The organism is Corynebacterium kutscheri, from assembly GCF_000980835.1.
In the GTDB taxonomy this organism is placed as follows: domain Bacteria; phylum Actinomycetota; class Actinomycetes; order Mycobacteriales; family Mycobacteriaceae; genus Corynebacterium; species Corynebacterium kutscheri.
In genome coordinates this window covers 365,074-391,730 of the sequence record NZ_CP011312.1, presented here as the reverse complement: position 1 = coordinate 391,730, position 26,657 = coordinate 365,074, and the positions used below count along the sequence as shown (strand labels likewise).

Here is a 26,657-nt window from a genome sequence, read left to right as displayed (position 1 = left end):
ACCAGTTCTTCATTAGGCTTTTTACTCGGAATCTTCCGCAGAAGGATCACGATAATCACCGGTAGCGGCGTCGTAACCTTCGAGCTGGGTAGGATCGAAATCCTCAGGCGCATCCTTTAGGGTCAAGCCTAGGTTAGCAAGCTTGATCTTTACCTCGTTGATCGACTTCTGACCAAAGTTACGAATATCCAACAGATCGGATTCACTGCACTCGGCAAGTGCTCCAACAGTGTGGATTTCCTGACGCTTCAGGCAGTTATAAGAGCGAACGGAGAAGTTCAAATCTTCAATAGGCATACTATAGGCAGCAATGTACTCGGTTTCCTGTGGGGATGGACCGATTTCAATACCCTCGGCAGCGGTGTTGAGCTCGCGGGCGAGACCGAACAGCTCCACCAGGGTCTTGCCTGCTGATGCTAGTGCATCGCGAGGTGCCATGGAATTCTTGGTTTCAACATCGATAATCAGGCGATCGAAGTCGGTGCGCTGCTCAACACGAGTAGCTTCGACTTTATAGCTCACCTTCAAAACCGGAGAATAGATCTGGTCCACAGGAATGCGACCGATCTCGTTATTACCATTGAACATGGTTGCTGGAACATAACCGCGGCCACGTTCAACAACCATTTCGATTTCCAGACGACCCTGCTCATTGAGGGTAGCCAAGTGCAGATCTGGATTGTGAATCTCCACTCCTGCAGGTGGCTCAATGTCACCAGCGGTTACAATGCCAGCGCCCTCAGAGCGCAGGTACATTACTACTGGCTCATCAGAGTCAGAGGAAAGAACCAAGCTCTTAATGTTGAGAATGATGTCGGAAACATCTTCCTTAACACCATTGATCGTGGTGAACTCATGAAGCACACCATCAATCTTGATGCTGGTTACTGCTGCACCTGGAATAGATGACAACAGTGTGCGACGCAGCGAATTACCAAGGGTATAGCCAAAGCCTGGCTCCAAAGGTTCAATGGTGAACTTGGAACGGGCATCACCAACAATTTCCTCGGTCAAGGTAGGACGCTGAGAAATGAGCATGAAATTCTCCTTTTGACTCGCCCACTATTTGACGAATCACGATGTATTAAAAGGATGGGTGTGTGAAGAAGATTCCGTTCAGCACAGTGATCAACGCACCTGCTGAACAAAGAATTACTTCGAGTAAAGCTCGACGATGAGCTGCTCTTGCAGTGGAACGTCGATCTGAGCGCGCTCTGGCAACTGGTGCACGAGAATGCGCAAGGTTGCAGGAACAACCTGGATCCATGCTGGTACGACTGCGTCGACCAGGTTTTCCTGAGCCTCTTCGAACCACACCATCTTCTGCGATTTCTCGCGAACGTCGACGATGTCATAACGAGAGACACGGTAAGAAGGAACGTTAACCTTCTTGCCATTAACGGTGAAGTGACCGTGAGAAACAAGCTGACGAGCCTGACGACGGGTACGTGCTAGACCGGCACGGTAAACAACGTTATCGAGACGGGACTCTAGCAAGATAACCAGATTTTCACCGGTCTTACCTGGCAAGCGGTTAGCTTCGGCATAGTAACGACGGAACTGCTTCTCCAGTACGCCGTAGGTGTACTTTGCCTTCTGCTTCTCTTGTAGCTGCAAAAGATACTCGGACTCTTTAATGCGAGCACGGCCAGCTTGCCCTGGTGGGTAAGGACGACGCTGGAATGCCTTGTCTCCGCCGACAAGGTCGACGCGGAGACGACGGGACTTACGGGTTGCTGGGCCAGTATAACGAGCCATTGTAAGTTACCTGTTCCTTTCTTATACGCGACGACGCTTCGGTGGGCGGCAGCCGTTGAATGGCTGAGGGGTCACATCAGAAATTGAGGTGACCTCCAGGCCAGCAGCCTGGAGCGAACGAATTGCAGTCTCTCGACCCGAACCTGGGCCTTTGACGAATACGTCAACCTTCTTCATGCCGTGATCCATTGCCTTACGGGCAGCGTTTTCAGCAGCAAGCTGAGCAGCGAATGGAGTAGACTTACGAGAACCCTTGAAACCAACGTGGCCAGAGGATGCCCAAGAGATAACAGCACCGGATGGATCCGTGATGGAAACAATGGTGTTGTTGAAGGTGGACTTGATATATGCGTGACCTGCGGCCACATTCTTTTTTACAACGCGACGGCCGGTACGGCGTGCGCCACTACGTGCTTTAGGAGGCATGAATTACTTCTTCTTTCCGGCGATCGTCTTCTTAGGACCCTTACGCGTACGAGCGTTGGTCTTGGTACGCTGACCACGAACAGGAAGGCCACGACGGTGGCGGAGTCCCTGGTAGCAGCCGATTTCGATCTTGCGACGAATATCAGCCTGAACCTGGCGGCGAAGGTCACCCTCCACCTTCCAAGTAGCTTCGATAACGTCACGAAGAGCAGCAATCTGCTCGTCGGTCAAGTTATCGGTGCGCAGATCTGGAGAGATTCCGGTCTCTTCAAGCAGTTGTGCGGCGCGGGCTGGGCCGATGCCGTAAATATAAGTGAGTGCAACCTCCATGCGCTTATTGCGCGGGAGGTCAACTCCAGCTAGACGTGCCATAAGGCATAACCTTTCCGGTTGTTACGGTGGTTTTCTCCATGCTCGTCCTCAACAATTTCGTACTTCGCCCGGTCGGAGCCGGACTGTGGACAAAAGATCCTTAAGGCTTTGGCCACCGCAGCCAAAGGTAAAGCAGCGTTCATCATAAATAATGAACGCCTTGGAAGCACGGAGGCTTAATATTATTTGTAGCGGTAAACGATACGACCACGAGTGAGATCATACGGAGACAGCTCTACAACAACGCGATCCTCAGGAAGGATACGGATATAGTGCTGGCGCATCTTACCACTGATGTGAGCAAGTACTTTATGTCCATTGTCTAGCTCGACACGGAACATTGCATTAGGTAGTGGCTCGATAATCTTGCCCTCAACCTCAATTGCGCCTTCTTTTGCCATAGACTCCACATTCCTATCATCAGTATTAAAGTGTTGTGCCACTTCAATATTGTGATGTCGTATAATCACTGCTAACTACAGGTGTTTACCCTTTTGGCAGTACACCATCAAACAACAATACAGTTTTTTATCAGAAAAGCCAACTGAGTCGCACTGGGTGTTTATCACTTCCCAATGCTTAACGACGCTTGACTTAACACAAACTATAAATCAGGTGGTAACTAATTATTAGTTACCACCTGATTTATATTGTGGGCATTAAAATGCTGATTAATAAACGTAAACTACATCACCGATGTGCAACTGATTAAAGAAGGTCACCGCATCCTTGTGGTTAAGATGGATACAGCCGTGTGATGCCACCTGTGGACTTCCTTCATGGAAGGCTATGCCGTTATTGGTGAAATACACTGAGTACGGCATTGGCGCATTATTAAATTCTCGAGAAATTTCATCTTTAATCTTACGATTAACCCGGAAAGCACCCTTTGGGGTTTCATAACCTACCCGACCACTAGAAATAGGAACTGCACCATAACTAACCTGTCCATTTTCTTGTAGCCAAGAACGTTGGCCTGCGAGATCAATGCAGGCACGAGCATGTGCTGGGCATAAGCCAGTATCAAAAGCTGGTTGTGCTGGTTCTACTGGTTTAGGAGCAGGTACCACCACTGGAACACTACGTTGCTGGATGAGACCAGGAAACGCAAGATTAATGACATTATCGACATTGCGCTTTACTACAGCAGCAGCCTCAGCAGATAAGCCCGCATCAGCTTGAGCATGCAAAGACATGCGCAATTGCCAAGCACCGTCACGGGTAGAACGATCCACATTCGCTAGCTGCTGTTCAATCGAATTCTTTATATTACTTGAGCCAAGATCTTCTGCAGAAGCAACAGTGGCTTGCCCCCATAGCACTGCGGTAGCAGTTGCCACAGTTGCAACCATCGCGGATAAACGGCGACGAACAGCAGTTTTCGAAGAACGAACCGTATAAGACATGTCGTTACTATATCCCGACTGAGTGAAAACTAAAGAAACCATCGCCGAGTGCGATTGCACTAACACAATAAAACTTAATATTTTCCTGCATTTTTTATATATGGCGACATGTAGCCAAAAATGCATCACCGCTACCAAAACGGTGATGCACTTCCCATTTTTAACCCAGCTATTCAATGGTTATAGACCAAGTATTTTTTGAATCATACGCCACTGGGTGGCTACAGCGCTTAAGAAAATACCTAAAATTGGCACAGCTACCAGCAAAACTTTAAAAATATTTCCCCATACATTGTTCTTAGCGTTATTGCTGTTCTTTTCTTTTTCTAACCGCAGAGCTTCTTCAGCAGCTTTTCTTGCAATTTCTGCTGCTTCTTTAGCCTCGGCGAGTGCTTTGGCTTGATTTCTCGCTTTAGTTAATTCAGTTTCCAACTTGGACAACTGTTCACTTAATGCTTTGGCTTCTTGCGCGGCTTTCTCAGCTGCCTGACGTGCTTCTTCCGAAGATTTTTCAGCTGCTTTTAGTTTAGCATTGGCTTTTTCAGCGGCATCGGCAGCTTGTTGTGCAGCTTCTTTAGCTTCAGCAAGTGCTTGTTCTAATTCCGTCTTATCGTTTTCAGCATTTTCTAATTTCTTGGTTAGCCCAAGCACTTTCATAGTAGCTTCGGCAGCTTTTGCGGTAGCGGCTTTTGCTTCTGCAATGGCTTTCTCTAGCTCCGGGTCGGGAAGATCGGTAATACCCAAAGCTTTATTGCTCAAACAATCTGCACCCAACCAGGCCATATTGAATCGAGCAAAATTAAGCGTCATACCTTTTTCTTTGGTTCCTGATTCATAAACCATACCGATATTGCCATCTTCCATCGGAGTCATTACCGAATATTGGAACCGACCGGAATCAATTTGCTTAGCATATGGCCAGGTCTTACCATCGTCGCAGGAGGCCATTACCCAGCCATTTGAGCGTCCGTCATTACCACGTTGCCTTAGGTCAATGGGTGCCGAGTATAAAAGGACGCGTGCAGCGGCACTTCCTTCGGGAGCATTAGGGTAAGCACGAATCAGTCCCACATTAATTCCTTTGTTTCGGTTCTGAGGATATTGTGGTGGCGCAGTAATGATTCGTGCTGGATCTGACCAGTGTTCACCCTGATCGCTCGAGTATGCAACCCAACGGTCTTTATCGTTATCTTTAGAGTTCATCATAATACGACCATCAGATAACTCGACGAGCTTGTTCTCGTCACCGCCGAAATTGCCGTCGCCGCCAATACCTTCACCAACATTCCAAGTCACTCCGTGATCATCGGAATATATAGCCAGGTTAACAACACTATGACGACCCCGATAGTTTGTATTAACCGCGATAGGAACTAATAGCCGCCCAGCATGTTCACCATATTTCAGCTGAATTCCAGCACCAGAGGTAACAAAGCGACCTTTACCTAAGACCTCTTCACCGGGGCGAGCTTTCACCTGAATTTTTTCGGTTAAACCACTAATAACTCGCAGATTTGACCAGGTTAATCCATTATCATCCGACTCAATAACGACGGTATCTTGTACATCACGACGGGTGATTTCTGCATTTGGATCAGCAGAGTTTACTCCCTCGCGAGAATCAAAAAAGCGATAGTCATAACCGCGCACAAAGAAAGAAAATATCTTTCCGGTTTGACGATCAACTACTAATGATGGGTCAGTATAAGACAAACGGCGCGGATCCTTAGTGCCCTGGGCAATAAAGCCGCTGGGGATAAAGGTTTGTCCAGAATCCGTGGAACGATAAAGTTCAATATCTGTTTGCCATTCTTACTGGTTATGCTTCATATTTTCATATGGCGCATCACGACACCAGGTTTTGCTTTGTTCACCTGGCCCATAGCGATTATCAAACGCCACTAATAGTGTTCCATCTGCTGCGGTAGCAATAGCTGGGATACGGAAACAGCGCTGCGACTCAGGATCTGCATCACGAATAATCTTTGTTTCAAATACTTCCTCACTCGCAGGTGCTGGTAATTTCCACTCACCTGCGGCGCCGCGGGCACTAGTAGTAGGCGGCGCAGCATCGAAAAGCCCCTGTGTAGTGATCTGTTCAGCTACTGGATCAAAAGCATCTTGTGTCCTACCCGCTGGTACCACAATTGTCTGAGTACCTAAAGCAAGGATTGCGCTAAAAGCAATAATCGCTGTGCGAGTTGTTTGGCCGCATGATTTCACCACTAAAACTCCCTTCCTAAAACAAGTGAAACGCAATTTATAAGGCACGTATCACATCAGATGTCTGATCTCCCATGGGACTGAGTGTCTTAAAAATTTTTTCACACATGGGAAATTCGTCACATTAATTAAAAGAAGTGACTAGACATACAGACGGCATTATTAAGCAGAGTAGCAATGGCAATAAAAAGCGAGCTTAAATGTGACTCCTGTCATTTATTTAAAACTTTCACCTGTAATCACAAAAAGAGCCAAAATAATGGCAACTATTACCCCCATCGACGAAGAAAAAGTCACAAAAACAACAAAAGTGGTTGAGCAAACTGCTTGACTCAACCACTTTTAGATAGTGCTTTCTAGCTACTTCCGGAGGGTAAGAATTCTAGGACCGGTCTTTGTAGCTGCTACTGTATGCTCCCAATGCGCCGCCCAAGAGCTATCGGCACTGACTACTGTCCAATCATCATCAAGTACAAAAGAATCCACTGACCCCAAAGTAAGCATGGGTTCAATTGCAAGTACTGACCCTTCTTGAATAACTGGACCACGACCTGGCTTACCTTCATTGGCTAAATAAGGTTGTTCATGCATAGTCCGACCAATCCCATGGCCACCATAACCGTCGACAATGCCCAATTTCACCCCAAATTTCTTCTCAGCATTACGGGTAGCTTGTTCCAATGCATAAGAAACATCGGTGAGTTTATTGCCCGGCACCATTGCTTTCATTCCTTCCATCAGCACCCACTCGGTAGCCTGGTTAAGCGCCATGGCTTCAGCCGAAAGCTCCCCCACACCGAAACTCCAGGCAGAATCACCAACCCAGCCATCTAGAGTTGCCCCACAATCAATGGAAACCAGATCCCCTTCTTTTAAAATGGTTTCTGCATTAGGAATGCCATGCACAATAACCTCATTTACTGAGGAACAAATTGATCCCGGGAAACCCTGATAGCCCTTAAAAGTAGGGATCGCACCATTCGAGCGAATAACTTCTTCGGCGATTGCATCAAGCTCTAATGTACTTACCCCCACAGCCGCGGCTGCTTTAACCGCCTGCAAAGCTTTGCCAACAATTTCTCCGGCAGCTTGCATAGCATCGAGTTCACCAGGCGTTTTAGCCGGAATTACTTTACGTTTAGAACGAAAACCCATTACTTTACTTTCCTATCCATAAAATTTAGCTAAATTCTTTTTTCGCTAACGATGCTGTAGCAAACAAAAAACCGAGCACCAACGCCTGCTATGCAATAACTGCATAATCGTGCGTTAGCCCTCGGCTTTAACTACTCAAATATTATTTTCCTAGCGCAGACAATGTCGCAGCATTAATCTCATCTACGCTACCTTCTGCGGTAATAGAAATAATACGCTGACCATAATGATCGATCAGTGGCGCAGTCTCATTACGATAAACCTGCAACCGAGTACGAATGGTTTCTTCATTGTCATCTGCGCGCCCACGAGCAAGCATCCGCTCTACTACAACATCTTCGGATACCTGGTAGTTAATAACACCATCGAGTGCGGTACCAAACTCAGCAAGGAAGCCTTCTAATAGTTCAGCTTGTTCTACCGTGCGTGGGAAGCCGTCGAGAAGAAAACCGTTTTGTGCATCTGATTCCTCTAGACGTGCTTTCACCATACGCGCGGTAACGTCAGTGGGAACAAGATTACCAGCGTCAATGTACTGCTTGGCCTCGATGCCTAAGGGAGTGCCTTCGCCAATATTGGCACGGAAAAGATCACCCGTAGAAATGTGTGGGATACCCAACTTTTCACTGAGAATAGCTGCTTGGGTGCCCTTACCTGCACCTGGAGGGCCGAGAAGTACGAGTCGCATTATTTCAGAAGTCCTTCATAGTTGCTTTGCAATAGCTGGGATTCGATCTGCTTAACGGTAGTCAAAGCAACCGAAACCATAATCAAAATAGCGGTACCACCGAATGGTGTGGCACTTGCCGAACTTGAGCCTACTCCCAAATCCAGGGCAATGTTTGGCAAAACGGCAATAATACCCAAGTACAGTGCACCAACGAAAAGAAGTCGGTTCATCACATAGCCTAAATACTCTGCAGTAGGTTTACCTGGTCGAATACCAGGGATAAAACCGCCGTACTTCTTCATGTTATCGGCCTGATCATTGGGATCGTACTGCACCGAAACATAGAAGTAAGAGAAGAAGATAATCAAGGCAAAGTACAACACAATGTACTGCCATGAAGATGGAGTTTGTAGGTACTGGATAACCTTAGTTTGCCACCAGTTATCTGGAATCTCAGTGCGGCCAGAGTTAACAATTTGGGTAATAAGAACTGGCATATAAATCAAAGACGATGCGAAGATCACTGGGATCACGCCTGCCTGATTCACCTTTAATGGCAGATAGGTTGATGAGCCACCGTACTGACGACGACCAACCATGCGCTTAGCATATTGCACTGGAATACGACGCTGACCTTGCTCAACGAAAACCACGCCAACCACAAGAATAATGACAGCCAAAAGAACGACTGCGAACACAACACCGCCGGAAGCACCGAGGATATTAGCACCATCAGAAGGCAAGCGGGTAGCAATACCAGCAAAAATCAGCAAGGACATACCATTGCCAACACCGCGTTCAGTAATGAGCTCACCAAGCCACATCACCAACATGGCACCAGAGGTCATCACCATAACCAAGAGAACGAGATCCCAGATCGTGCGACCTGGATATAGTACGGCAACTCCCTGGCCTAGCAGCTGCTCCCGATCAGCCAACGCTACAATGCCTGAGGACTGCAAAAGAGCCAATCCTAAGGTGAGATAACGGGTGTACTGATCCATCTTTGCTTGGCCGGACTGACCTTCTTTTTTCAGCTCCTCAAAACGAGGAATAACCACCGTTAATAGCTGAACAATAATCGACGCAGTGATATAAGGCATCACACCGATTGCAAAAACCGACAGCTGCAGTAGTGCGCCACCAGAGAAAAGGTTGATCAGCGAATAAACGCTGCCCGAAGATTCAGTCAGCTCGCGGATACGTCCGGAGATGGAACCGTAGTTGACACCCGGCGAAGGAATCTGGGCACCAATGCGGTACAAAATAATCAGCGCTATGGAGATAAGAATCTTCCGGCGCAGATCAGCGTCCTTGAATGCCTGAAGAATGGCGGACAACGTGGCCTCCTGGCTTTACCCTTAGCAGCCTCACAATCAATTAATAATGACAATTAATAATGAAAGCGTCCCTAGGGAGTAAAAAACTTGTGGAAACACCCCAGTAAAGAAAACCGATAAGGACATACTTACTTGCATATTTTTAAACCCGAAAGCTCAAGCATTACGCCAGCGTATGCCACGTATCTAACGTTCTCTTCAACTGAGAAGATGGACATAGACCTAACCACTCTAGCACTCAGAGCACTCTTATTCCATATCAGTTTTTTCACAGGATTAGCCAAACGTGCGAACCGAGGCATAAATGTGGGTAAAAAAACCGGCTACAAAACCACTAATCCACCCCCAATACCGTTACCTAACACACAATTAACTAATTATTCGATCTAAGACACGTAGACTTACAAGGTCGGTTCCCAGTCAAACTGGGGCGCACTTCACTCGGATCGTTCGGCACGTACCTGCCGATGAAGCACAGTAAAGGAGCCTTTAATGGCACGCGTTGTTTTTGAAAAAGCCACCTGCGTTTATCCTGGCGCAGACAAGCCTTCCGTCGATTCTTTTGATATTGAGATCGCTGATGGTGAGTTCCTCGTTCTTGTCGGTCCTTCCGGTTGCGGTAAATCCACCACCTTGCGGATGCTCGCCGGCCTAGAAGATGTCACCTCCGGTCGCATTCTTATTGGTGATCGCGATGTCACCGATATGCCACCAAAAGATCGTGACATCGCTATGGTTTTCCAGAATTATGCTCTTTATCCGCATATGACTGTGCGTGAAAATATGGGCTTTGCGCTGAAAATCGACGGTCGCCCTAAAGAGGAAATCAATGCACGCGTGGAAGAGGCTGCCCGCACCTTGGATCTCACGGAATACCTTGATCGCAAACCAAAGGCTCTTTCTGGCGGTCAGCGCCAGCGTGTCGCCATGGGTCGGGCGATTGTGCGTAAGCCAGAGGTATTCTTAATGGACGAGCCATTGTCTAACTTGGATGCAAAGCTACGTGTGCAAACCCGTACTCAGATTGCTGCTCTCCAGCGCGAGCTGAATGTCACCACTATGTATGTTACCCACGATCAAACCGAAGCTTTGACCATGGGAGATCGCATCGCCGTACTAAAATTCGGTATTCTCCAGCAGATTGGCACCCCACGGGAGCTTTATGATCGCCCTGCCAACGAGTTCGTCGCTGGGTTCATTGGTTCCCCAGCAATGAACTTGGGTACTTTTACCATCGAAGGCACAAATGCTGTTCTTGGCCGCGCTCGAGTACCGCTTTCCCAGGCTACTTTGGCTGCGATTACCCCAGCAGACAACGGTAAGATTGTTATTGGTTTCCGTCCCGAAGCTCTCGAAGTAGTCAGTGAGACGGAAGAAAATACTATTCCGGTCAAGCTCAGCTTAGTAGAAGAGCTTGGATCTGATGCGTATATGTATGGCACCCTTGCCGGTGGCGGTAGCCTTGGCTCTGGTACCGATGCCAACCCAGATGATGAGTCCACTGACACCATTATTATCCGCACCGCACCTCGTAGCGCGCCACCAATTGGTTCGATCGTTCATGTTCGTATCCGCGAAGGTGCACAACATAACTTCTCTAAAGCGACCGGCAATCGTCTACCAGACTAAGGTTGGTTAATTAAGCACAGAGTTTGTCAAAGATAGACTCTGTGCTTCTTTTGCTTTTCGACGTATTTTTTCTCACGCACACCACAACAACATGCTTGTTTGAAAAGCACTAGAATAAAAATTTATGCAACCATCGATGCACATCACTAATGGGACTATTGCGCCTGCACTTCTTGGACTACCGTGGCACCTTCCACTTGTGGACTGGCCTGAAGAACTCCTTGCCGCGCTGCCGCGCGGTATTTCTCGCCATGAAGTGCGCTTCGTCAAAATCCCAGGCATGGTTATTGCAATAAAAGAAATCGGACAGCGTTCTGCCCATCACGAATATAGAATGCTACGTGATCTGCGTCGCCTTGGCGCTCCTGCGGTACAACCGCTAGCAGTTATCACCGGACGTAAAGATGAAAATGGGGAAGAGCTTACCGCAGCGTTAGTCACGGAGCACTTAGAGTTTTCACTCCCCTACCGTGCGGTATTTTCCCAAGCTATGCGCGCTGAAACAGCTGACCGGCTTATCGACTCACTCGCTGTGCTCTTAGTACGAATGCATCTGCTTAATTTCTTCTGGGGCGATGTCAGCTTGTCCAATACTCTTTTTCGTCGTGACGCTGATTCTTTCTCCGGTTATCTCGTTGATGCAGAAACTGGTGAATTACAACCACAACTTACTGATTCTCGTCGACTTTATGACCTAGAAATAGCGCGAGTGAATATCATCGGTGAGCTGATGGATCTGCAAAGTGGTGCTTTATTGCCCGAAGACATTGACACAATTGATATTGGCAATCGAATTATAAGTAAATACGAGTTGCTCTGGCATGAACTTACTGGTGAGCAAGCAATCAATGCTGATGAGTATTGGAAAGTAGAAAGTCGCGTCGAAAAGCTTAATAAGCTGGGTTTCGATGTCGGGGAGCTTAAAATTGACACTACCGATCAGGGACAAAAACTTATTATGCGTCCGCGAGTAGTAGATGCTGGGCACCATCACCGTGCACTCATGCGGCTTACTGGTATGGATGTTCAAGAGGGGCAGGCGCGTCGTATTCTTAATGCGATTGCTGCTTATCGAGCAATTAACGGCAAAGACAATATCGCTGAGGTACAAGTAGCCCATGAATGGCTTAATAAGGTTTTTGAGCCGATTATTTCTATGATTCCGACGGAATATGCCGCCAAGCTACAACCGGCACAGATGTTCCACGAGGTTATTGAGAACCAGTGGTATCTTTCCGAACAGGCTGGTTACGAGGTTCCCCTGCAAGAAGCCGCCGAGCACTATATCAACACAGTTCTACCTACCCGTCGTGACGAAGCCGTCTTTTTAGATCTTGATCCGCACGACGAACTTTCTCAAGCCTAGGTAAAGAAATAAAATACCAGGCCAGCTACCCCTAGAACGATGGGATAACACCACATCCAGATTCGAGAAACCAGGGTATCCTGCTGGATCAGTGGTGCCCGATAGTGCAAGAAAACCACACCGATACCAGGAGTCATAAACATCACTGCACCAAAGCCACCAGTGCTAAGCATCATTCGGTTTTCTTGATCCCATAGGTAATAGAAAATAAAGAAAAACCCGATAACTAATACCCCTAGTGGTGCAATACCTAGTCGGACACCGATGCTTAGCAGAATGAGCCAGAAAACAGCAGCTGCAAACACGCAGACAAGAATTACTATCCGGGCTAACTGCGGCAGTGGTTGAGTATATTGAATTGCGGTCAGCAAAATTATGCTCATTGCTAATGCCCACACTGGGTTCTGGCTAGCCAAACTGAAAAAAGAGCCCTCACTTACTAGGTCATAAGGAATCTCAGAAACCGCAGCAAGTACAACTGTCCAAAGAAAAAGTTGACGTAACGCACAACCACGTTTAATCAAATAAACAAAGTACCAAGTAAAAATGGGTACAGCCGCCCATGAGATGACTTCAAAAAGTAAACCCCAGGTTAAAAGCCCCAGCGATTGCTCTGCAAGATCTGCATCATCAAAAACAATAAATGCGCGTCCAATGATCTGGCTACCTGCCAACCAAGAAGCAATTATTAATAATTTACGCAGGCCAAAGCCATGACCAATACCAGGTGGGGTCTGAGTACTCACTTTTTACTCACTTATCTTATATAGAACGCACGAACGCGCCCTGGGCTCTATGAAGAGCCTATGGGCGCGTTAAAAAGCTTAACCCTTAACGGAACCGGCCATAGATTCCTGGTAGAAGCGTTGCATCACGATAAATAGGATCGCGATAGGAATAGAAATACATACTGCACCAGCTGCGAAACGAGCAAACCAGTCATAAATGTATTCTCGCTCTAGCATCTTCCACAGGCCTAAAGAAACCGTATAGTTTTCCTGGGTACGGGCAATAGCTTTTGCTAGTACAAAATCTAGCCATGGGGTAAGGAAGCCAATAATTGCTTGATAAACAATCATCGGACGGGCAATGGGGAGAATAATCATGTAGAAGATTTGCCACCGGGTACAACCGTCAAGCAAAGCAGCTTCATCTAAGGAAATTGGAATAGTATCCATGAAGCCCTTCATCATATAAAAGCCCATGCCAGAACCAGCCGAATAAACGATAATCAGCGCTAGGTTGGTAGTCCAGCCCTGGGTAAGCCCCATTGCTTTAAGAATGAAGTAAATAGCTACCACACTCATAATGCCTGGGAACATACCCAAAATCAGTGCAATATTCATATAGACTTTACGGAAGCTAAAGCGCATCCGCGAAAGCGAATAAGAAACCAACATCACGAAGGTAACACTGATCAAGCAAGTAAAAATAGCGATAATCAGGGTGTTAAGGAACATCTTCGGGAAGTTCAACACCTGGGTATCGGTAAAAAGTTTGGTGTAGTTATCTAGGCTATATTCCGTTGGGAAAAACGTATTGGTGTATGGAGCAGGGTTAGCGTTAAAACTTTCTGCAACGACCCATACGATAGGAATAATCCATAGAAACGCTAGAATGCCAAGGAAGGTATGCACCACAATATCAGTGATCCGACGCATACGACGTTGGTTTGTGGTCGTATATTTATCTTGATCGATAGTCATCACTGGAATCCTTCCTCGTTACGGTACGAGCCGCTTCGGCGGTACGTAATCAAAGCCACCACAGAGAGAACAATGAAGGTGAAAATACCGATGACTGCGCCCAGGTTGTAGTCGCCACGATCGACGGTTAGTTTATACAGCCAGGTAATCAAAAGATCTGTCTTACCAGCAGAAGCGCCCACTGGAGTTGGGTCTCCGCCAGAGAGCATATAAATCACGTTAAAGTTATTAACGTTAGCGGTGAAAGTTGTAATCAGGTACGGGGTGGTCACAAACAGCATGTATGGCAAGGTGACATTGCGATAAATCTGCCACCAGTTAGCGCCATCAAGGCGTGCTGCCTCATAGAGTTCACCTGGAATATTCTGCAAAATACCGGTGACCTGCATAATGGTGTATGGAATACCAACCCACAGGTTGATAAGAATCACGGTAACTCGTGCCCATGTGGCATCAGTGAAAAATGGTAGTGCAGAATCCGTCAAACCCCAGTCCTGCAAGAGCCGGTTAATAATACCTTCTGGTTGCAGCATTGAGCGCATAATCAGCAAAGTAACGAACTGTGGCACTGCCACTGATAGGGAGAAAATTGCCCGCCAGAATGATTTACCACGAGTGGTTTTGCGGTTAATGATCATCGCTAAGACCATGCCCGCAAAGTAGTTCAAGAAGGTAGCAAAAAATGCCCACACTAAAGTCCAGGTAAGAACCTGAAGGAATAGTCGGCCATTAACAGCGCCACCTTCATTGGAGAACACAGCGTAGAAGTTATCTAACCCAACCCAGTCGAACTTCTGAACGTGATTTGAATCGTAGCTGGTAAATGCCATGGAGATCATGAACACCAAGGGCAATACCGTAAAGATAAGGATGCCAGCTACTGGCAGACTCATCAGCAAAATTGGGGCATCATCATCAGTTAATGCATGAAGGTCTTCTTTTAGCGAGCGAGCACTACCTCGTTTTTGCTCAAATACCTGTGCTTTATAGCCACTGCGCAAGGCAATAGTTGCAAACCAAATAAAGACGAGGGTGAGGAAGACAGAAGCTACTCCACCAAGCAAAATAACTACTGATGGATCACTATTTTGGTAGGTCCAGAATCCATCAACTTTGACACGAGTCTGTTCACCGGTACCTAAGGATGGTAATTCCTTAAGCGCAGGAATTCCTTTAGTGAAAAAAGCGTATAAGGCAATAAGTTCTATGGCGAGAAAAGCGATACCCTTTGTGTACTGCTTACGGGTAATATTGCCTAGACCAAAAATAACTAATGAAAGCTTTGTTTTTATATCTCCCTGTGACCAAGCTTGAGAGATACGATAAGGGCTAGGCGCATCGCTACGTTTTGCGCCACGCTTCTTCTGCTTCTTTATAGGTTTTGTGGGCACGACCAGTGGCTCTTGCTGTTCAATTGCTGGAGCAGTCATGAGTCTTTCCTCCCTCCTTCATTCTTTTTCAACGACATATAACGAGCGACGCTCATGGGATACCCCACGATGCGCGCATAATAAGAGCAGTCATGATAATGAGCCCAGACCAACAATAGGTACCGAAAGTTCTGGGCTCATCACATAGTCATGAAGCTATTTAGAGTTGCTTTAAGCTGGTGCTCAATGCATCGATCTTCTCGGCAGCATTAGCCGCGGTGACTTCCTTGTTCACCAATGCCTTACCGAAGTTCTCAGTTGGATCCCAGAACTGAGACATAGCCTTAAAGGTTGGCTGCAAAATGGAAGCATCACTGACGGTTTCAAGCAAAGCTACCGATACTGGATCAGAAGAAATAGTGGAATCAGCAGCTAGTGTCTTGTCGGCTGGGATAACACCATTAAGTTCGAAGTGAGTGAGCTGAGAGTCACTCGAAGCAAGGAATGCAGCGAACTCGGAAGCAACCCGTGGGTTTGCCGTGTTTGGGTTATAGGCAACAGCCTTGGAACCGGAGAATGCCTTAAGTTGTAGTTCCTCGCCACCGAGTGTGTAGGTAGGTAGAGATGCAACACCATAGTTGTCCCCTAGTGCTTCCTGGACGTTCTTAGCGTCCCAAGCACCGGAGAATACAACATCAACGTTGCCATTAGCGAGGCCACCGATACCGGCACCATCGACGTCGTTAACGAAGTTCGGGTTTGAAACAACAGTGGTCAGGTATTCAGTAACTTCCGTTGCTCGGTCGCCGAGATTAATACCAGCATCCTTATCGAGGCCGTCCTCGCCAAAGAAGGTTGCACCTGCTGCAGCATAGAAAGCTGGAAGATACCAGGAGTTTGACATTGGGAAGGAGACGCGAGCTTTTTCTAACATGGTGTCAAAGCTCTTAACATCATCCTCGCTGAGCTTAGACTTGTTGTAGTACATGAACCAGGTGTTTGGCTCATAAGGAAGACCATAAACATCGCCATCTTGACCGGTTACCGAGGCAACCATAGTCTCAGAACCTTGTTCGTTCAGCTGTGCTTGGCCATCGTCAGAAAGCGCACCAATAGCGCCAGAATCAAGTAAGGCACCTAGCTGGTCATTAGCAAAAACATAGACGTCTGCAGCTGCGGAAGGATCCTGGTTTACCGTGGTACCGGCATCAGCAGCTGGAACAACAGAGTTCTTCCAGGTGATGTTGTAGTTAGGATTTTGTTTTTCAAATTCTCGCTGCATTGTCTGCAACCAAGAATTAGAATCGCTCTGCTCTTCTTGTGCAGTCCACACAGCCAAAGTCACGTTCTGGGTCTTCTCACCAGAAGAGGAATCAGAGCTAGCAGAAGAACTAGAAGAGTCGCTCGAGCAAGCACTCAATCCTAGTGCGGCGACGCCGAGAACAGCGATTAACTTCTTGGTATGGACCATGTCCATTTCACCACCTTGTATCTTTGGGCAAATAGGTTTGGCAAACAACCAGTACAATGCGCAGCTCGCGCGAGCCAAGTTTGGCTTCGGCATATCTTTTCTTTTAAAAGATGCCCCAGGGGAACACTGGTCATCACCACTGTGTTATAACTTTACCCACTGTGATGCAATAGCACACTATCGGTTTTATTGAGACAGATCACGAAAATGATTACCCTTAACCACAACCCCATAAAAAGGTGAAAAGAATCATATAATTCCAACATGATGACATAGATCTCCACCAGTGCCTCTTAGCTAAAGTTTTGCTAGATATAACTAAAAACTCGCACTTAATGCCCGGTTTTGTCCGATTTTACTTCTAGGGGAGTAAATACAGACGAGGTCAAATTAATACCGCAGCTAACCAATAATGTGGGAACCATGGAACAAGTCTTTTTCCGCTTTTCAACCACCCCCAAAGGTAGGGTAAAAACATGTTTGATCGGCGCTATGACTGCCCTCCGTGGCTTGAAAAAGCTGTTTTCTACGAGATTTATCCACAGTCTTTTTGCGATACCAATGATGACGGAATTGGTGATATTCCAGGAATTATTTCCAAATTGGATTATCTACATGACCTTGGCATTACTGCCTTATGGCTTAATCCCCTCTTCGACTCACCTTTTAAAGATGCTGGCTACGATGTTCGCGACTATCTCACCGTTGCTTCTCGTTATGGCACTAATGATGATTTAGAACAACTATTCCAAGCTGCCCACCAACGCGGGATAAAAGTACTTCTTGATCTTGTTCCTGGACATACCAGTGAAGAACATGTATGGTTCCAACGCAGTGCTGAATTAACCACTAATGAATTTAGCGATCGTTATATTTGGACCTCAAGCGCTTTTGAAGGCAGCCAAGACGAGCGCATGCCATTTATTAGTGGAGAATCTCCTCGCAATGCGGCTTATGTACTGAATTTCTTTAAATGCCAACCTGCACTGAACTTTGGTTTTGCTCATCCCACTAAACCATGGCACGACCACCCCACCGCCGCTGGGCCAACAGCTAATAAACATGCTATTGCCGAGGTAATGCGTTATTGGTTATCCCGTGGGGCAGATGGCTTCCGGGTGGATATGGCTGATTCCTTAGTAAAAAACGATCCTGAAAAAACAGAAACCATTAAAGTCTGGCAAGACATTTTTGCCCTCGTGCGTCCCGATTTTCCGGAAGCGGCTTTTGTATCCGAATGGGGTCGTCCATGGCAAGCTTTTGCGGCTGGCTTCGATATGGATTTCCAACTAGATTGGCGCTTCGGGGATTTCCATAATGGCTACAACCAGCTTGCCCGCGATACAGACACCACCTTGCTGCGCGAAAATGATATAAGCTTCTTTAACTCTGATTCTGCTACTTCTGCTCAAGGATTTATCGACGACTATTCCTGGTTATATAGCCAAACCTCCACTCAAGGCTATATCAGCCTCATTAGCTGCAACCACGACACTCCCAGACTCGCCCCACGGCTTAACCTTGCCGAACGCAGCTTATTTTTCTTCTTCCTGCTCACTATGCCCGGTGTGCCATTTATTTACTATGGCGATGAAATTGGCATGCGCTACCTTGAAGTACCAACAATTGAGGGCGGCTATGCTCGTACCGGAAGCCGCGGAAATATGTGGCCGACACCACCCAATGCACTCATGCCCGTCGATAAGCACTTTCAAGCAGAAGAAGAATTGCGCACACTAGTGCGTCAACTGATTGCACTGCGCAAAGATACTCAAGAACTAACTGATTATCATAATTTCCGTTTTGAAACTATCGACTCGCCAAAGGTATTGCGTTACTATCGCGGCGACTTACTAGTGGTGATTAATGTAGGACACACAGCTGTTGAGATACCTTCGGGAACAGTTCTTTTTGCCCTAGGTAAATATGATCACAACACACTTGACCAACTTAGCGCCTGCATTATTAAGGAGAATTCATGAGCCAAATCATTCACCCAGCGCATAACCAGAATGATTGGTGGCGCAAAGCTGTTATTTACCAAATTTATCCTAAGTCTTTTGCCAGTGATAAAGGAGCTTATGGCACATTAGCAGGGATTACTTCTCGGCTTGAGCATATAGCGAACTTGGGCGCGGATGCTGTATGGATTTCACCTTTTTATCGTTCCCCACAAAAAGACGGTGGTTATGATGTTTCCGACTACCGCGATATTGATCCGCTTTTTGGCACTCGCGCTGATGCCGAAAAACTCATTGAGCGTGCTCATGAACTCGGGCTCAAAGTACTTTTCGATCTAGTACCCAACCATACTTCGGATCAGCATGCGTGGTTTCAAGAGGCACTACACGCCCAGCCTGGATCAGCAGCACGTCAACGCTATTGGTTCGCTGATGGGCGAGGTACTCACGGCGAATTACCACCCACCGATTGGCTCTCAGTTTTTGGTGGTTCAGCCTGGACAAAAGTAAGTCAGCGCTTGGATGCTCCTGGCTCGGCCTGGGAAAATGATCCACAGTGGTATCTCAATCTCTTTGATTCCAGTCAGCCCGATCTTAACTGGTCAAATGAAGAAGTCCGTGCCGAATTCGACGATATTCTGCGTTTTTGGCTTCGTCGCGGTATCGATGGTTTCCGGGTCGATGTTGCCCACGGGTTAGATAAAGATCCACAACTACCTGATTGGCAGTACCACTGGGAAATGGTTGATGGTGGTTCTGATACACCAGCGGATGTTCCGCCACCACCAATGTGGAATCGTCCTGGTGTACACGAAATTTATCGACGCTGGAACAAAGTACTGCACGAATTTGGTACGGATAAAATCTTAGTTGCCGAAGCCTGGGTGGATCCATTGGCAGATTATTTACGTGCCGACGAAATGCACCAAGCCTTCAATTTCCAATTTTTAACCTGCCCGTGGCAGCCAGCAGATCTTCGCAGAGTCATTGCCCAAAGCTACGCCGATCTTGACTCGGTAGCAGCACCGGTAACCTGGGTATTATCCAATCACGATGTGGTACGCGCTAGTAGCCGCATGGGATTAAGCAACGTTGCGGATCGTCCCAATGGTATTCGTGCTAGCGATCCACAACCTGATTACTGCCTAGGGCAAAAACGCTCCTTATCTGCTCATGCACTTATTAGCGCTCTTCCCGGTGGTACCTACATTTACCAGGGCGAAGAACTAGGCCTGCCAGAACACACCACCTTGGACGACGAGCTACGCGAAGACCCTACTTTCATCCGTTCCCACGGCAAAATTCCTGGTCGGGATGGCTGTCGTATACCGCTTCCCTGGGTAGCGCACGCACCGGGTTTTGGCTTTAGCCCGCAGGGTGATACTTGGCTTCCACAGCCTCAGGATTGGGCACAGTTGGCCGTCGATACGCAAAAAGATGACCCCAAGAGCACCCTGAATTTCTTCCGTACCATGCTTGCTTTACGACGCTCACTCCGCTTAGGTGAGGGAGAGTTATTAGCTGCCGAAGGGTACCCGGATAATGTGTTGGCCTATATCAATCGCCGCAACGGACGCGCTGAGATACTCATTATTACCACCTTCGAGCAAGGGTTACCGATGCCAGCTGGCATGCACACTGTGCTAGCTACACAGCCAGTAACTGACACTATTCCAGCGCATACTACTTGCTGGCTACAAGCGGATTAGGCTAAAGCCCACCAAGTACCTGTGCAACCAAGATTTTTACAATCATTGCCACCGGGTAGATCAATGAGTAACCCAAGGCTATGCGCGGATCAAAATTGGTTCGCGCATTAGCAAAGGCCAGTACCGCAGGTTGCGTTTGCACACCGGCAAGGAAACCAGATAGTCGAGTTCCACCCATATTAAATAACCAGCGCATCGTAGCGTAAATGCTCACTGCCATGAGCGTAGTCAAAATGGCACCAAGTAATAAGATATGAATCCACTCGCCAGAGGCAAAAGCCTCACTAACTTGGCTGCCTGCCACGCTACCTGCTTGGGCGAGAAAGACAAGTAACCCAAATTCAGAGAGCACCATTGCTGCCGTATGCGAGATGGTAGTGATAACCGGACCGATACGACCAATTTTTCCTAAAATAAGGCCAACTATTAAGGTTCCAGCTGCTGCACCAAGCTGAATTGAAGAATCCCCTACTTTAAAACTTACCCCACCAATAAATAGTCCAACCGCCATACCTAGGCCAAGCACCACCGGGTTGATATCTGATAATCCGCTTGCCGAATCACCAAAAAACTTTGTTATCTCCGGCATTTTCTTTGTTGGGGCAACCACACGAACCCGATCGCCTTCTTGTAACACCAGATGTGGATCGGCAATCATATCAATGTCACCGCGGCGAACTCTAGAAATAGTCGCGTGGAAACGACCTGCCATATTTAATTGATCAATGCTTTGACCAGCAATCTTAGGATCAGAAACCGTAATACGTCGAAAATCAAGCGTGGAACGATCCTGAATCAATGATTCTTTTGAATCTCGCCCCAGCACTAAAGCAACCCGAGCAAGTTCTTTCCGTGGGCCAACAATAGTAAGCAGATCACCCTTATGCAGCACATCGTCTATATCGGGGTATTCCATGGGATCGTCGCCACGCTTGATCCGGGTAAAAGTAATTTTGCGCTGAGCAAAATGATAAATATCGCTCAGCTTAGGGCTATCGGTACGTTCAACAAAAATTGTTTGATTAGCCAACGGACTCGGTGCATCCTTATCGCGCTTGCTATATCCTAAGGCAAAATAACTTGCTGTAATCATGACAATAACGCCTAAAAGATACGCTACCGAATAGCCGATTGTCGCTAACCCCTCGTTTCCCGATGCTGCTCCAGCAGCTGCTAACGCCGGTGTGTTAGTCAACGCGCCAGCAAAAATGCCAGCAACAAGCGCAATATCCATGCCGAATATATGCACGCCAAGCACATAAGCAACTATTGCAATAACAATAAAAAGTAGAGTTGTTGCAGCAATAGGCCCAACAGCGGTACGAAGCCCATGGAAAAAACTAGGACCAGCGGTAATTCCGATAGTAAAAGCAAAAAGCGCTAATCCAAAATGACCAATCTCATGGTGGAGGGAAACATCAAACCCATGCCCAGCAGCAAGCGCAGAGACCGCAATAGAAAGGAAAAGTACTGCCGCTGCGCCAAGTCCAATTCCGTGGATACGGATTTTCCCTATCGCCATGCCTACCCCAATGAGGAGACAAATAAGAACAATCGGATGCAGCGCGAAAAACTCATATACCGCTAACAATGCCTTCTCCTGCCCTTTGCCAGGTGCTGTTGCCAGACAACAATTTTCATTGTAGGCACAGAAAACGCCCGTGGCAGCAAAAGTGAGAAAAATGCATCACCCTATTCTCCCTGAGCCACACAAAACTATATGTGATTACAGGTAAGAGCTTTATCGGACAAGCACCAGATAACAAAAGCTCACCACCTTATTACCGGTGGTGAGCTCTTAGTTTAAAAGAATGCTTTTAGGAAGCAGTTACGCTACCGCCAGCAGCCTCGATCTTCTCTACAGCAGACTTAGAGAACTTGTCAGCAGTGATGTTGATCTTTACTGCCAACTCGCCGTCGCCAAGTACCTTCACTGGCTGGTTCTTACGAACTAGACCAGCTGAGACAAGATCTGCCACAGTGACATCGCCGCCCTGCGGGAAGGCCTTTTCAAGATCAGCAACGTTAACGACCTGGAAGTAGATCTTGTTGTTGTTCTTGAAGCCCTTCAACTTAGGCAGACGCATGTGGATAGGCATCTGGCCACCCTCGAAAGCAGCCGAAACTTGCTTACGAGCCTTGGTGCCCTTGGTACCACGTCCAGCGGTCTTACCCTTGGAAGCTTCACCGCGGCCAACGCGGGTCTTAGCCTTGTGTGCACCCTTTGCTGGGCGCAAGTCGTGGAGCTTAATTGGTTCGCTCATTGTTTACTCCCCTGCCACTTCTTCGACAGTCACCATGTGACGTACGACATCAATCATGCCGCGCACAGCTGCATTGTCTTGGCGGACGACGGAGTGACCGATGCGCTTGAGTCCAAGAGCAGCCATGTTCTTGCGCTGCTTAGGGTTAGCACCGACCAATCCCTTGTATTGGGTAATCTTGAGGGCCATGTCTTAAGCCTCCTGTCCTGCGCGTGCACGCAGCATACGAGCTGGAGCAACTTCTTCCAGGGTCTTGCCACGACGAGCGGCGACCTCTTCTGGACGAACGAGCTGCTTCAAGCCGTCAACAGTTGCATGCACAACGTTGATAGCGTTGTCGGAGCCAAGAGACTTGGACAAGATGTCCTGCACGCCAGCGCATTCAAGCACTGGGCGAGCTGCACCACCGGCGATAACACCGGTACCAGGAGCAGCTGGCTTCATCATAACGATGCCGGCTGCTGCCTCACCCTGTACTGGGTGAGTGATGGTGCCGCCAACCATAGGAACGCGGAAGAAATTCTTACGAGCTTCTTCAGCACCCTTTTGGATAGCTGCTGGAACTTCCTTGGCCTTACCATAGCCAACGCCGACCATGCCCTGGCCGTCGCCAACGATCACGAGGGCGGTGAAGCTGAAGCGGCGACCACCTTTCACGACCTTGGAAACGCGGTTAATGGTCACAACACGCTCGATGTATTGGGAGCGCTCGTCTTGTTGTTGGTTACGGCGATCGTCGCGACGTCCGCCGCGGCGCTCGTTCTTGTTCTGGTTGTCGTCGGCGGAGCGTCCGCCGTCACGCCGTTCACGTCCGGGCATTACGCGATCCTTCCGTTGATGTTCTGGGTTGCGGTGATCATTAGAACTTCAGACCACCTTCACGAGCAGCATCGGCCAGTGCAGCCACACGGCCGTGGTACTTGTAACCGGCACGGTCGAATACAACAGTCTCGATGCCGGCAGCCTTAGCACGCTCAGCAATAAGCTGACCGACCTTAGCGCCTTTAGCCTTCTTGTCACCGTCTAGTGCGCGTACTTCAGCTTCGATGGTGGACGCAGCAGCCAAGGTGTGGCCAGCGATGTCATCAATAACTTGAACGTGCATGTGACGAGAAGAACGGTGCACTACAAGACGTGGTGCCTCTGGGGTACCGCGCAGGTGCTTGCGGATGCGTGCGTGACGACGTGCGCGAGCGACACGACGACGGGTAGAAATATCCTTGCCTACTGGCAGGCGCTTTGCGTTATTTTCGTTGCTCATGCTTTACTTACCCGTCTTTCCGACCTTGCGACGGATCTGCTCGCCTTCGTAGCGAATGCCCTTGCCCTTATAAGGATCGTCCTTACGCAGGCGACGAATGATGGCGGCGATCTGTCCGACCTTCTGCTTGTCGATACCGGAGACAGACAGTTTAGTGTTGCCGTCAACGGCGAAAGTGATGCCCTCTGGTGCCTCGATAAGCACTGGGTGCGAGTAGCCCAAGGAGAATTCAAGATCCTTACCCTTAAGAGCAACACGGTAACCAACACCGAAGATTTCCATCTTGATGGTGTAGCCTTCGGAAACACCCACAATCATGTTGTTGATCAAGGAACGAGACAAACCATGAAGGGAACGGCTCTTGCGGTGATCGTCAGGGCGGGTAACGAGAATCTCGTTGCCTTCCTGAGTTACAGCGATCGGTGCTGGAACCTCTAGGGACAGAGTGCCCTTAGAGCCCTTTACCTCAACTGCCTGGCCGTCGATTTTAACCTCAACGCCAGCAGGAACAGCGATAGGTGCCTTACCTACACGTGACATTTTATCGCTCCTCCCTTACCAGACGTAGGCGAGGACTTCTCCGCCTACGCCCTTCTCGGTAGCCTGACGATCCGTCAGCAAGCCATGGGAGGTGGAGATAATAGCCACGCCCAGGCCGCCGAGAACCTTTGGCAAATTGTTGGACTTTGCGTACACGCGTAGACCCGGCTTAGATACGCGGCGAACACCAGAAATGGAGCGCTCACGTGTAGGGCCGTACTTAAGCTCAAGGGTCAAGGTCTTGCCAACCTTGGCATCCTCAACAGTGTATTGAGCAATGTAGCCTTCAGACTTCAAGATCTCAGCGATGTTCACTTTGAGCTTGGAAGAAGGCATCGACACGGTGTCGTGGTACGCATGATTTGCGTTGCGCACGCGCGACAGCATGTCGGCAATAGGATCAGTCATGGTCATGGAAGTGACCTAATGCCTTTCTCGTTGCGGTTCCTACCACCTACAAACGCGTTACCGTGGCTTGTGGGGGCAACTTTACGCTTCACAGACTCAATAGTCTGGTTGCTCGCTACCTTTAGTCAATCAACACGGTCGCATAAGGCGGGGGCCTACAACAAAGTAGGTGTGAAAATGTACAGTGGTCTCAGTGCACCCGATTAAAGGCACACGAGTCCGTTTGGTCAGCGTACTCTACGTTGTGGTTCTTGCCAACTTTTTTTAAAAAATTTTTTCTAGTTTCAGCTTTTAAGCTTATCGACGCTACTCACATCCAAGCTGCTCGTAACAAAAACTTTAAAAAAGCTCCTTGGGATCTGTGCCAGTAGCTAGAGCTGCAGCAAGTAAGATCCGAGACTGCCCGGCACGTAAATAATCCGAACCAATCACTCCTTTTTGCGCCAGCGTAGCGCCACCACCTGCCCCACCGTAGGTTCCCTCGACAAGTCCTGCATCTACTCGGGTGGTCATAACAACTGGAATGTTTTTCTCTGCCACGGCCACAATTGCTTCCGCAATATCACCGCCAACGTTTCCAGCGCCCATTCCTTCAATAACAAGTGCTTCTGCACCAGTAGAAACAGCGGCTTCAATTAATTCTCGAGGAGCCCCAGGGTAAGCGGCAATAATATCTACTCGGTGCGATTCTAGTAGTTGAAAATCAAGTGCTTTAGGTCGGATAACTTCCGTCCCTGCGTTACTACGGAAACCATCTTTTTCCGAGGTATGAGACTTATATGCGCCTCGTGCTGGGATCACTGTGCCCCCGAAAGCAATAAAAGTGCCTTTTCCTTGGTTTTTGGTATCGGTTGCGGTAATTACTGCCAGCATGAGGTTATCAGGACCGTCAGTATCAGGATCGTCGAAAGGCAGCATGGAACCGGTAAAGACAACTGGTTTATCGCCTTTTAAGAAAGTATCGACCGCAATGGCTGATTCCTCCATCGAATCGGTGCCATGGGTAACGATCACACCGGTAACTTTTTCTTCTTCTACCGTCTTGAGCACTTCACGGATAATGTTATCGGTATCGTGAAGAGTCATTGCCGAGGAGTCTAACTGGCTAACCTGGCGTACTTCGATTGTGAGTTTATCGTGCGAGAACTTCTCATATACCGGCGCTACTAATTCTTCCCCACTCACAGTAGGAATTAATGCCCCATTGACATTGGTGCTAGCGATAGTCCCACCGGTCGATAACACAACCAAGTGTCCCGAGACCATTGAATAGTCTATTTCTTTGGTATCACTATTCTTAGTGCTATCAGCGCTGTTGGATTCGGTATTCGCGGTATTTTCTTGTGCGCAAGCACTCAACACGCCAACACTACCTGCGGTAGCTAATGCTCCAAGACCTAAAAAGCTACGACGAGAAAATAAGTGAGTCATATTTCTGACCTTCCTTCTTGTTTTTTATGCAGTCAATGTGTTGTGGTCGTTTTATTTCCCACTGATTTATGGGTGTTTTATCTAAAGATGTTCCTAGAGCGGTCAATAGGTGTTCTTTCAGCAAAGCCACCGAATGCCGGCATGATTACTCAACAAAACGTAAAAAGCATCGACAACAAAAGCCACAATTA

The 26,657-nt window shown here is 47.9% G+C and carries 25 protein-coding genes and 1 pseudogene; 4 read left to right on the top strand and 22 right to left on the bottom strand.

What is annotated here, in order from left to right; genetic code table 11:
- Window positions 1-21: 21 nt before the first annotated feature.
- The 10 genes and pseudogenes from UL82_RS01795 to secY all read right to left on the bottom strand — a co-directional run bounded on the left by UL82_RS01795 (window position 22) and on the right by secY (window position 9,350).
- Complete coding sequence (locus tag UL82_RS01795) at window positions 22-1,038, bottom strand: DNA-directed RNA polymerase subunit alpha (protein ID WP_046438704.1); 1,017 nt, start codon at window positions 1,036-1,038, stop codon at window positions 22-24.
- 114 nt (window positions 1,039-1,152) lie between these two features.
- Window positions 1,153-1,758, bottom strand: coding sequence for a 30S ribosomal protein S4 (rpsD, locus tag UL82_RS01790; protein ID WP_046438703.1), 606 nt, complete (start codon window positions 1,756-1,758; stop codon window positions 1,153-1,155).
- A 21-nt stretch (window positions 1,759-1,779) separates the two neighbouring features.
- Complete coding sequence (gene rpsK, locus UL82_RS01785) at window positions 1,780-2,184, bottom strand: 30S ribosomal protein S11 (protein WP_046438702.1); 405 nt, start codon at window positions 2,182-2,184, stop codon at window positions 1,780-1,782.
- A 3-nt stretch (window positions 2,185-2,187) separates the two neighbouring features.
- Window positions 2,188-2,556 carry a 30S ribosomal protein S13 gene (gene rpsM, locus UL82_RS01780; RefSeq protein ID WP_046438701.1) on the bottom strand — a complete coding sequence of 123 codons (369 nt, stop codon included), beginning with the start codon at window positions 2,554-2,556 and terminating at the stop codon, window positions 2,188-2,190.
- A gap of 182 nt (window positions 2,557-2,738) precedes the next feature.
- On the bottom strand, window positions 2,739-2,957 hold the full coding sequence (infA, locus tag UL82_RS01775) for a translation initiation factor IF-1 (protein ID WP_025251938.1): 219 nt from the start codon (window positions 2,955-2,957) through the stop codon (window positions 2,739-2,741).
- A 270-nt stretch (window positions 2,958-3,227) separates the two neighbouring features.
- Window positions 3,228-3,962, bottom strand: coding sequence for a L,D-transpeptidase (locus tag UL82_RS01770; RefSeq protein ID WP_046438699.1), 735 nt, complete (start codon window positions 3,960-3,962; stop codon window positions 3,228-3,230).
- Window positions 3,963-4,142: 180 nt separating this feature from the next.
- Window positions 4,143-6,185: pseudogene (locus UL82_RS01765) on the bottom strand (sialidase family protein).
- A gap of 360 nt (window positions 6,186-6,545) precedes the next feature.
- Window positions 6,546-7,340 (bottom strand): type I methionyl aminopeptidase, encoded by a 795-nt coding sequence (gene map / locus UL82_RS01760; RefSeq protein WP_046438698.1) that lies wholly within the window; start codon window positions 7,338-7,340, stop codon window positions 6,546-6,548.
- Window positions 7,341-7,482: 142 nt separating this feature from the next.
- Window positions 7,483-8,028, bottom strand: coding sequence for an adenylate kinase (locus tag UL82_RS01755; protein ID WP_046438697.1), 546 nt, complete (start codon window positions 8,026-8,028; stop codon window positions 7,483-7,485).
- Complete coding sequence (gene secY, locus UL82_RS01750) at window positions 8,028-9,350, bottom strand: preprotein translocase subunit SecY (protein WP_046438695.1); 1,323 nt, start codon at window positions 9,348-9,350, stop codon at window positions 8,028-8,030. Before secY ends, UL82_RS01755 begins: the two co-directional genes overlap by 1 nt.
- A 492-nt stretch (window positions 9,351-9,842) precedes the next feature.
- Here secY and UL82_RS01745 point away from each other — a divergent pair, with 492 nt between their 5' ends.
- Together UL82_RS01745 and UL82_RS01740 are read left to right on the top strand one after the other, a co-directional pair.
- The gene (locus UL82_RS01745) at window positions 9,843-10,979 is read left to right on the top strand and encodes an ABC transporter ATP-binding protein (RefSeq protein ID WP_046438694.1); all 1,137 of its coding nucleotides are present in this window, start codon (window positions 9,843-9,845) and stop codon (window positions 10,977-10,979) included.
- Between the two features lie 124 nt (window positions 10,980-11,103).
- Window positions 11,104-12,345 (top strand): DUF4032 domain-containing protein, encoded by a 1,242-nt coding sequence (locus UL82_RS01740; RefSeq protein WP_046438693.1) that lies wholly within the window; start codon window positions 11,104-11,106, stop codon window positions 12,343-12,345.
- Here UL82_RS01740 and UL82_RS01735 read toward each other — a convergent pair.
- The 4 genes from UL82_RS01735 to UL82_RS01720 all read right to left on the bottom strand — a co-directional run bounded on the left by UL82_RS01735 (window position 12,342) and on the right by UL82_RS01720 (window position 16,892).
- Complete coding sequence (locus UL82_RS01735; protein ID WP_052735838.1) at window positions 12,342-13,091, bottom strand: TraX family protein; 750 nt, start codon at window positions 13,089-13,091, stop codon at window positions 12,342-12,344. The two genes, UL82_RS01740 and UL82_RS01735, sit on opposite strands and share 4 nt — an antisense overlap.
- A 78-nt stretch (window positions 13,092-13,169) precedes the next feature.
- Complete coding sequence (locus UL82_RS01730) at window positions 13,170-14,051, bottom strand: sugar ABC transporter permease (RefSeq protein WP_046438691.1); 882 nt, start codon at window positions 14,049-14,051, stop codon at window positions 13,170-13,172.
- The gene (locus UL82_RS01725; protein WP_046438690.1) at window positions 14,051-15,481 is read right to left on the bottom strand and encodes a carbohydrate ABC transporter permease; all 1,431 of its coding nucleotides are present in this window, start codon (window positions 15,479-15,481) and stop codon (window positions 14,051-14,053) included. Before UL82_RS01725 ends, UL82_RS01730 begins: the two co-directional genes overlap by 1 nt.
- 160 nt (window positions 15,482-15,641) lie before the next feature.
- Window positions 15,642-16,892 (bottom strand): extracellular solute-binding protein, encoded by a 1,251-nt coding sequence (locus UL82_RS01720; RefSeq protein WP_046441062.1) that lies wholly within the window; start codon window positions 16,890-16,892, stop codon window positions 15,642-15,644.
- A gap of 476 nt (window positions 16,893-17,368) precedes the next feature.
- Here UL82_RS01720 and UL82_RS01715 point away from each other — a divergent pair, with 476 nt between their 5' ends.
- Together UL82_RS01715 and UL82_RS01710 are read left to right on the top strand one after the other, a co-directional pair.
- A complete protein-coding gene (locus UL82_RS01715; RefSeq protein WP_046438688.1) occupies window positions 17,369-18,874 on the top strand; it encodes an alpha-amylase family glycosyl hydrolase in 1,506 nt (501 codons plus the stop codon).
- Entirely contained in the window at window positions 18,871-20,562 is a 1,692-nt protein-coding gene (locus tag UL82_RS01710) for a glycoside hydrolase family 13 protein (protein WP_046438686.1), read from the top strand. The genes UL82_RS01715 and UL82_RS01710 overlap by 4 nt, the downstream gene beginning before the upstream one ends.
- Before the next feature lies 1 nt (window position 20,563).
- Here the strand turns inward: UL82_RS01710 and UL82_RS01705 are convergent, their stop codons facing one another.
- The 8 genes from UL82_RS01705 to UL82_RS01670 form a co-directional block, all read right to left on the bottom strand.
- Window positions 20,564-22,153: an aspartate:alanine exchanger family transporter gene (locus UL82_RS01705; RefSeq protein ID WP_046438685.1), complete on the bottom strand. Its 1,590-nt coding sequence runs from the start codon at window positions 22,151-22,153 to the stop codon at window positions 20,564-20,566.
- Window positions 22,154-22,379: 226 nt separating this feature from the next.
- On the bottom strand, window positions 22,380-22,826 hold the full coding sequence (gene rplO, locus UL82_RS01700) for a 50S ribosomal protein L15 (RefSeq protein WP_046438683.1): 447 nt from the start codon (window positions 22,824-22,826) through the stop codon (window positions 22,380-22,382).
- 3 nt (window positions 22,827-22,829) lie between these two features.
- On the bottom strand, window positions 22,830-23,015 hold the full coding sequence (rpmD, locus tag UL82_RS01695) for a 50S ribosomal protein L30 (protein WP_046438681.1): 186 nt from the start codon (window positions 23,013-23,015) through the stop codon (window positions 22,830-22,832).
- 3 nt (window positions 23,016-23,018) lie between these two features.
- A complete protein-coding gene (rpsE, locus tag UL82_RS01690) occupies window positions 23,019-23,645 on the bottom strand; it encodes a 30S ribosomal protein S5 (protein ID WP_046438680.1) in 627 nt (208 codons plus the stop codon).
- A gap of 40 nt (window positions 23,646-23,685) precedes the next feature.
- Window positions 23,686-24,087 (bottom strand): 50S ribosomal protein L18, encoded by a 402-nt coding sequence (gene rplR, locus UL82_RS01685; protein WP_046438678.1) that lies wholly within the window; start codon window positions 24,085-24,087, stop codon window positions 23,686-23,688.
- A gap of 3 nt (window positions 24,088-24,090) precedes the next feature.
- Window positions 24,091-24,627: a 50S ribosomal protein L6 gene (gene rplF, locus UL82_RS01680; RefSeq protein ID WP_046438677.1), complete on the bottom strand. Its 537-nt coding sequence runs from the start codon at window positions 24,625-24,627 to the stop codon at window positions 24,091-24,093.
- A gap of 15 nt (window positions 24,628-24,642) precedes the next feature.
- Window positions 24,643-25,041, bottom strand: a complete 399-nt coding sequence (gene rpsH / locus UL82_RS01675; protein ID WP_046438676.1) for a 30S ribosomal protein S8 — start codon at window positions 25,039-25,041, stop codon at window positions 24,643-24,645.
- Window positions 25,042-25,374: 333 nt separating this feature from the next.
- Entirely contained in the window at window positions 25,375-26,466 is a 1,092-nt protein-coding gene (locus UL82_RS01670) for an asparaginase (protein ID WP_046438674.1), read from the bottom strand.
- Window positions 26,467-26,657 lie beyond the last annotated feature (191 nt).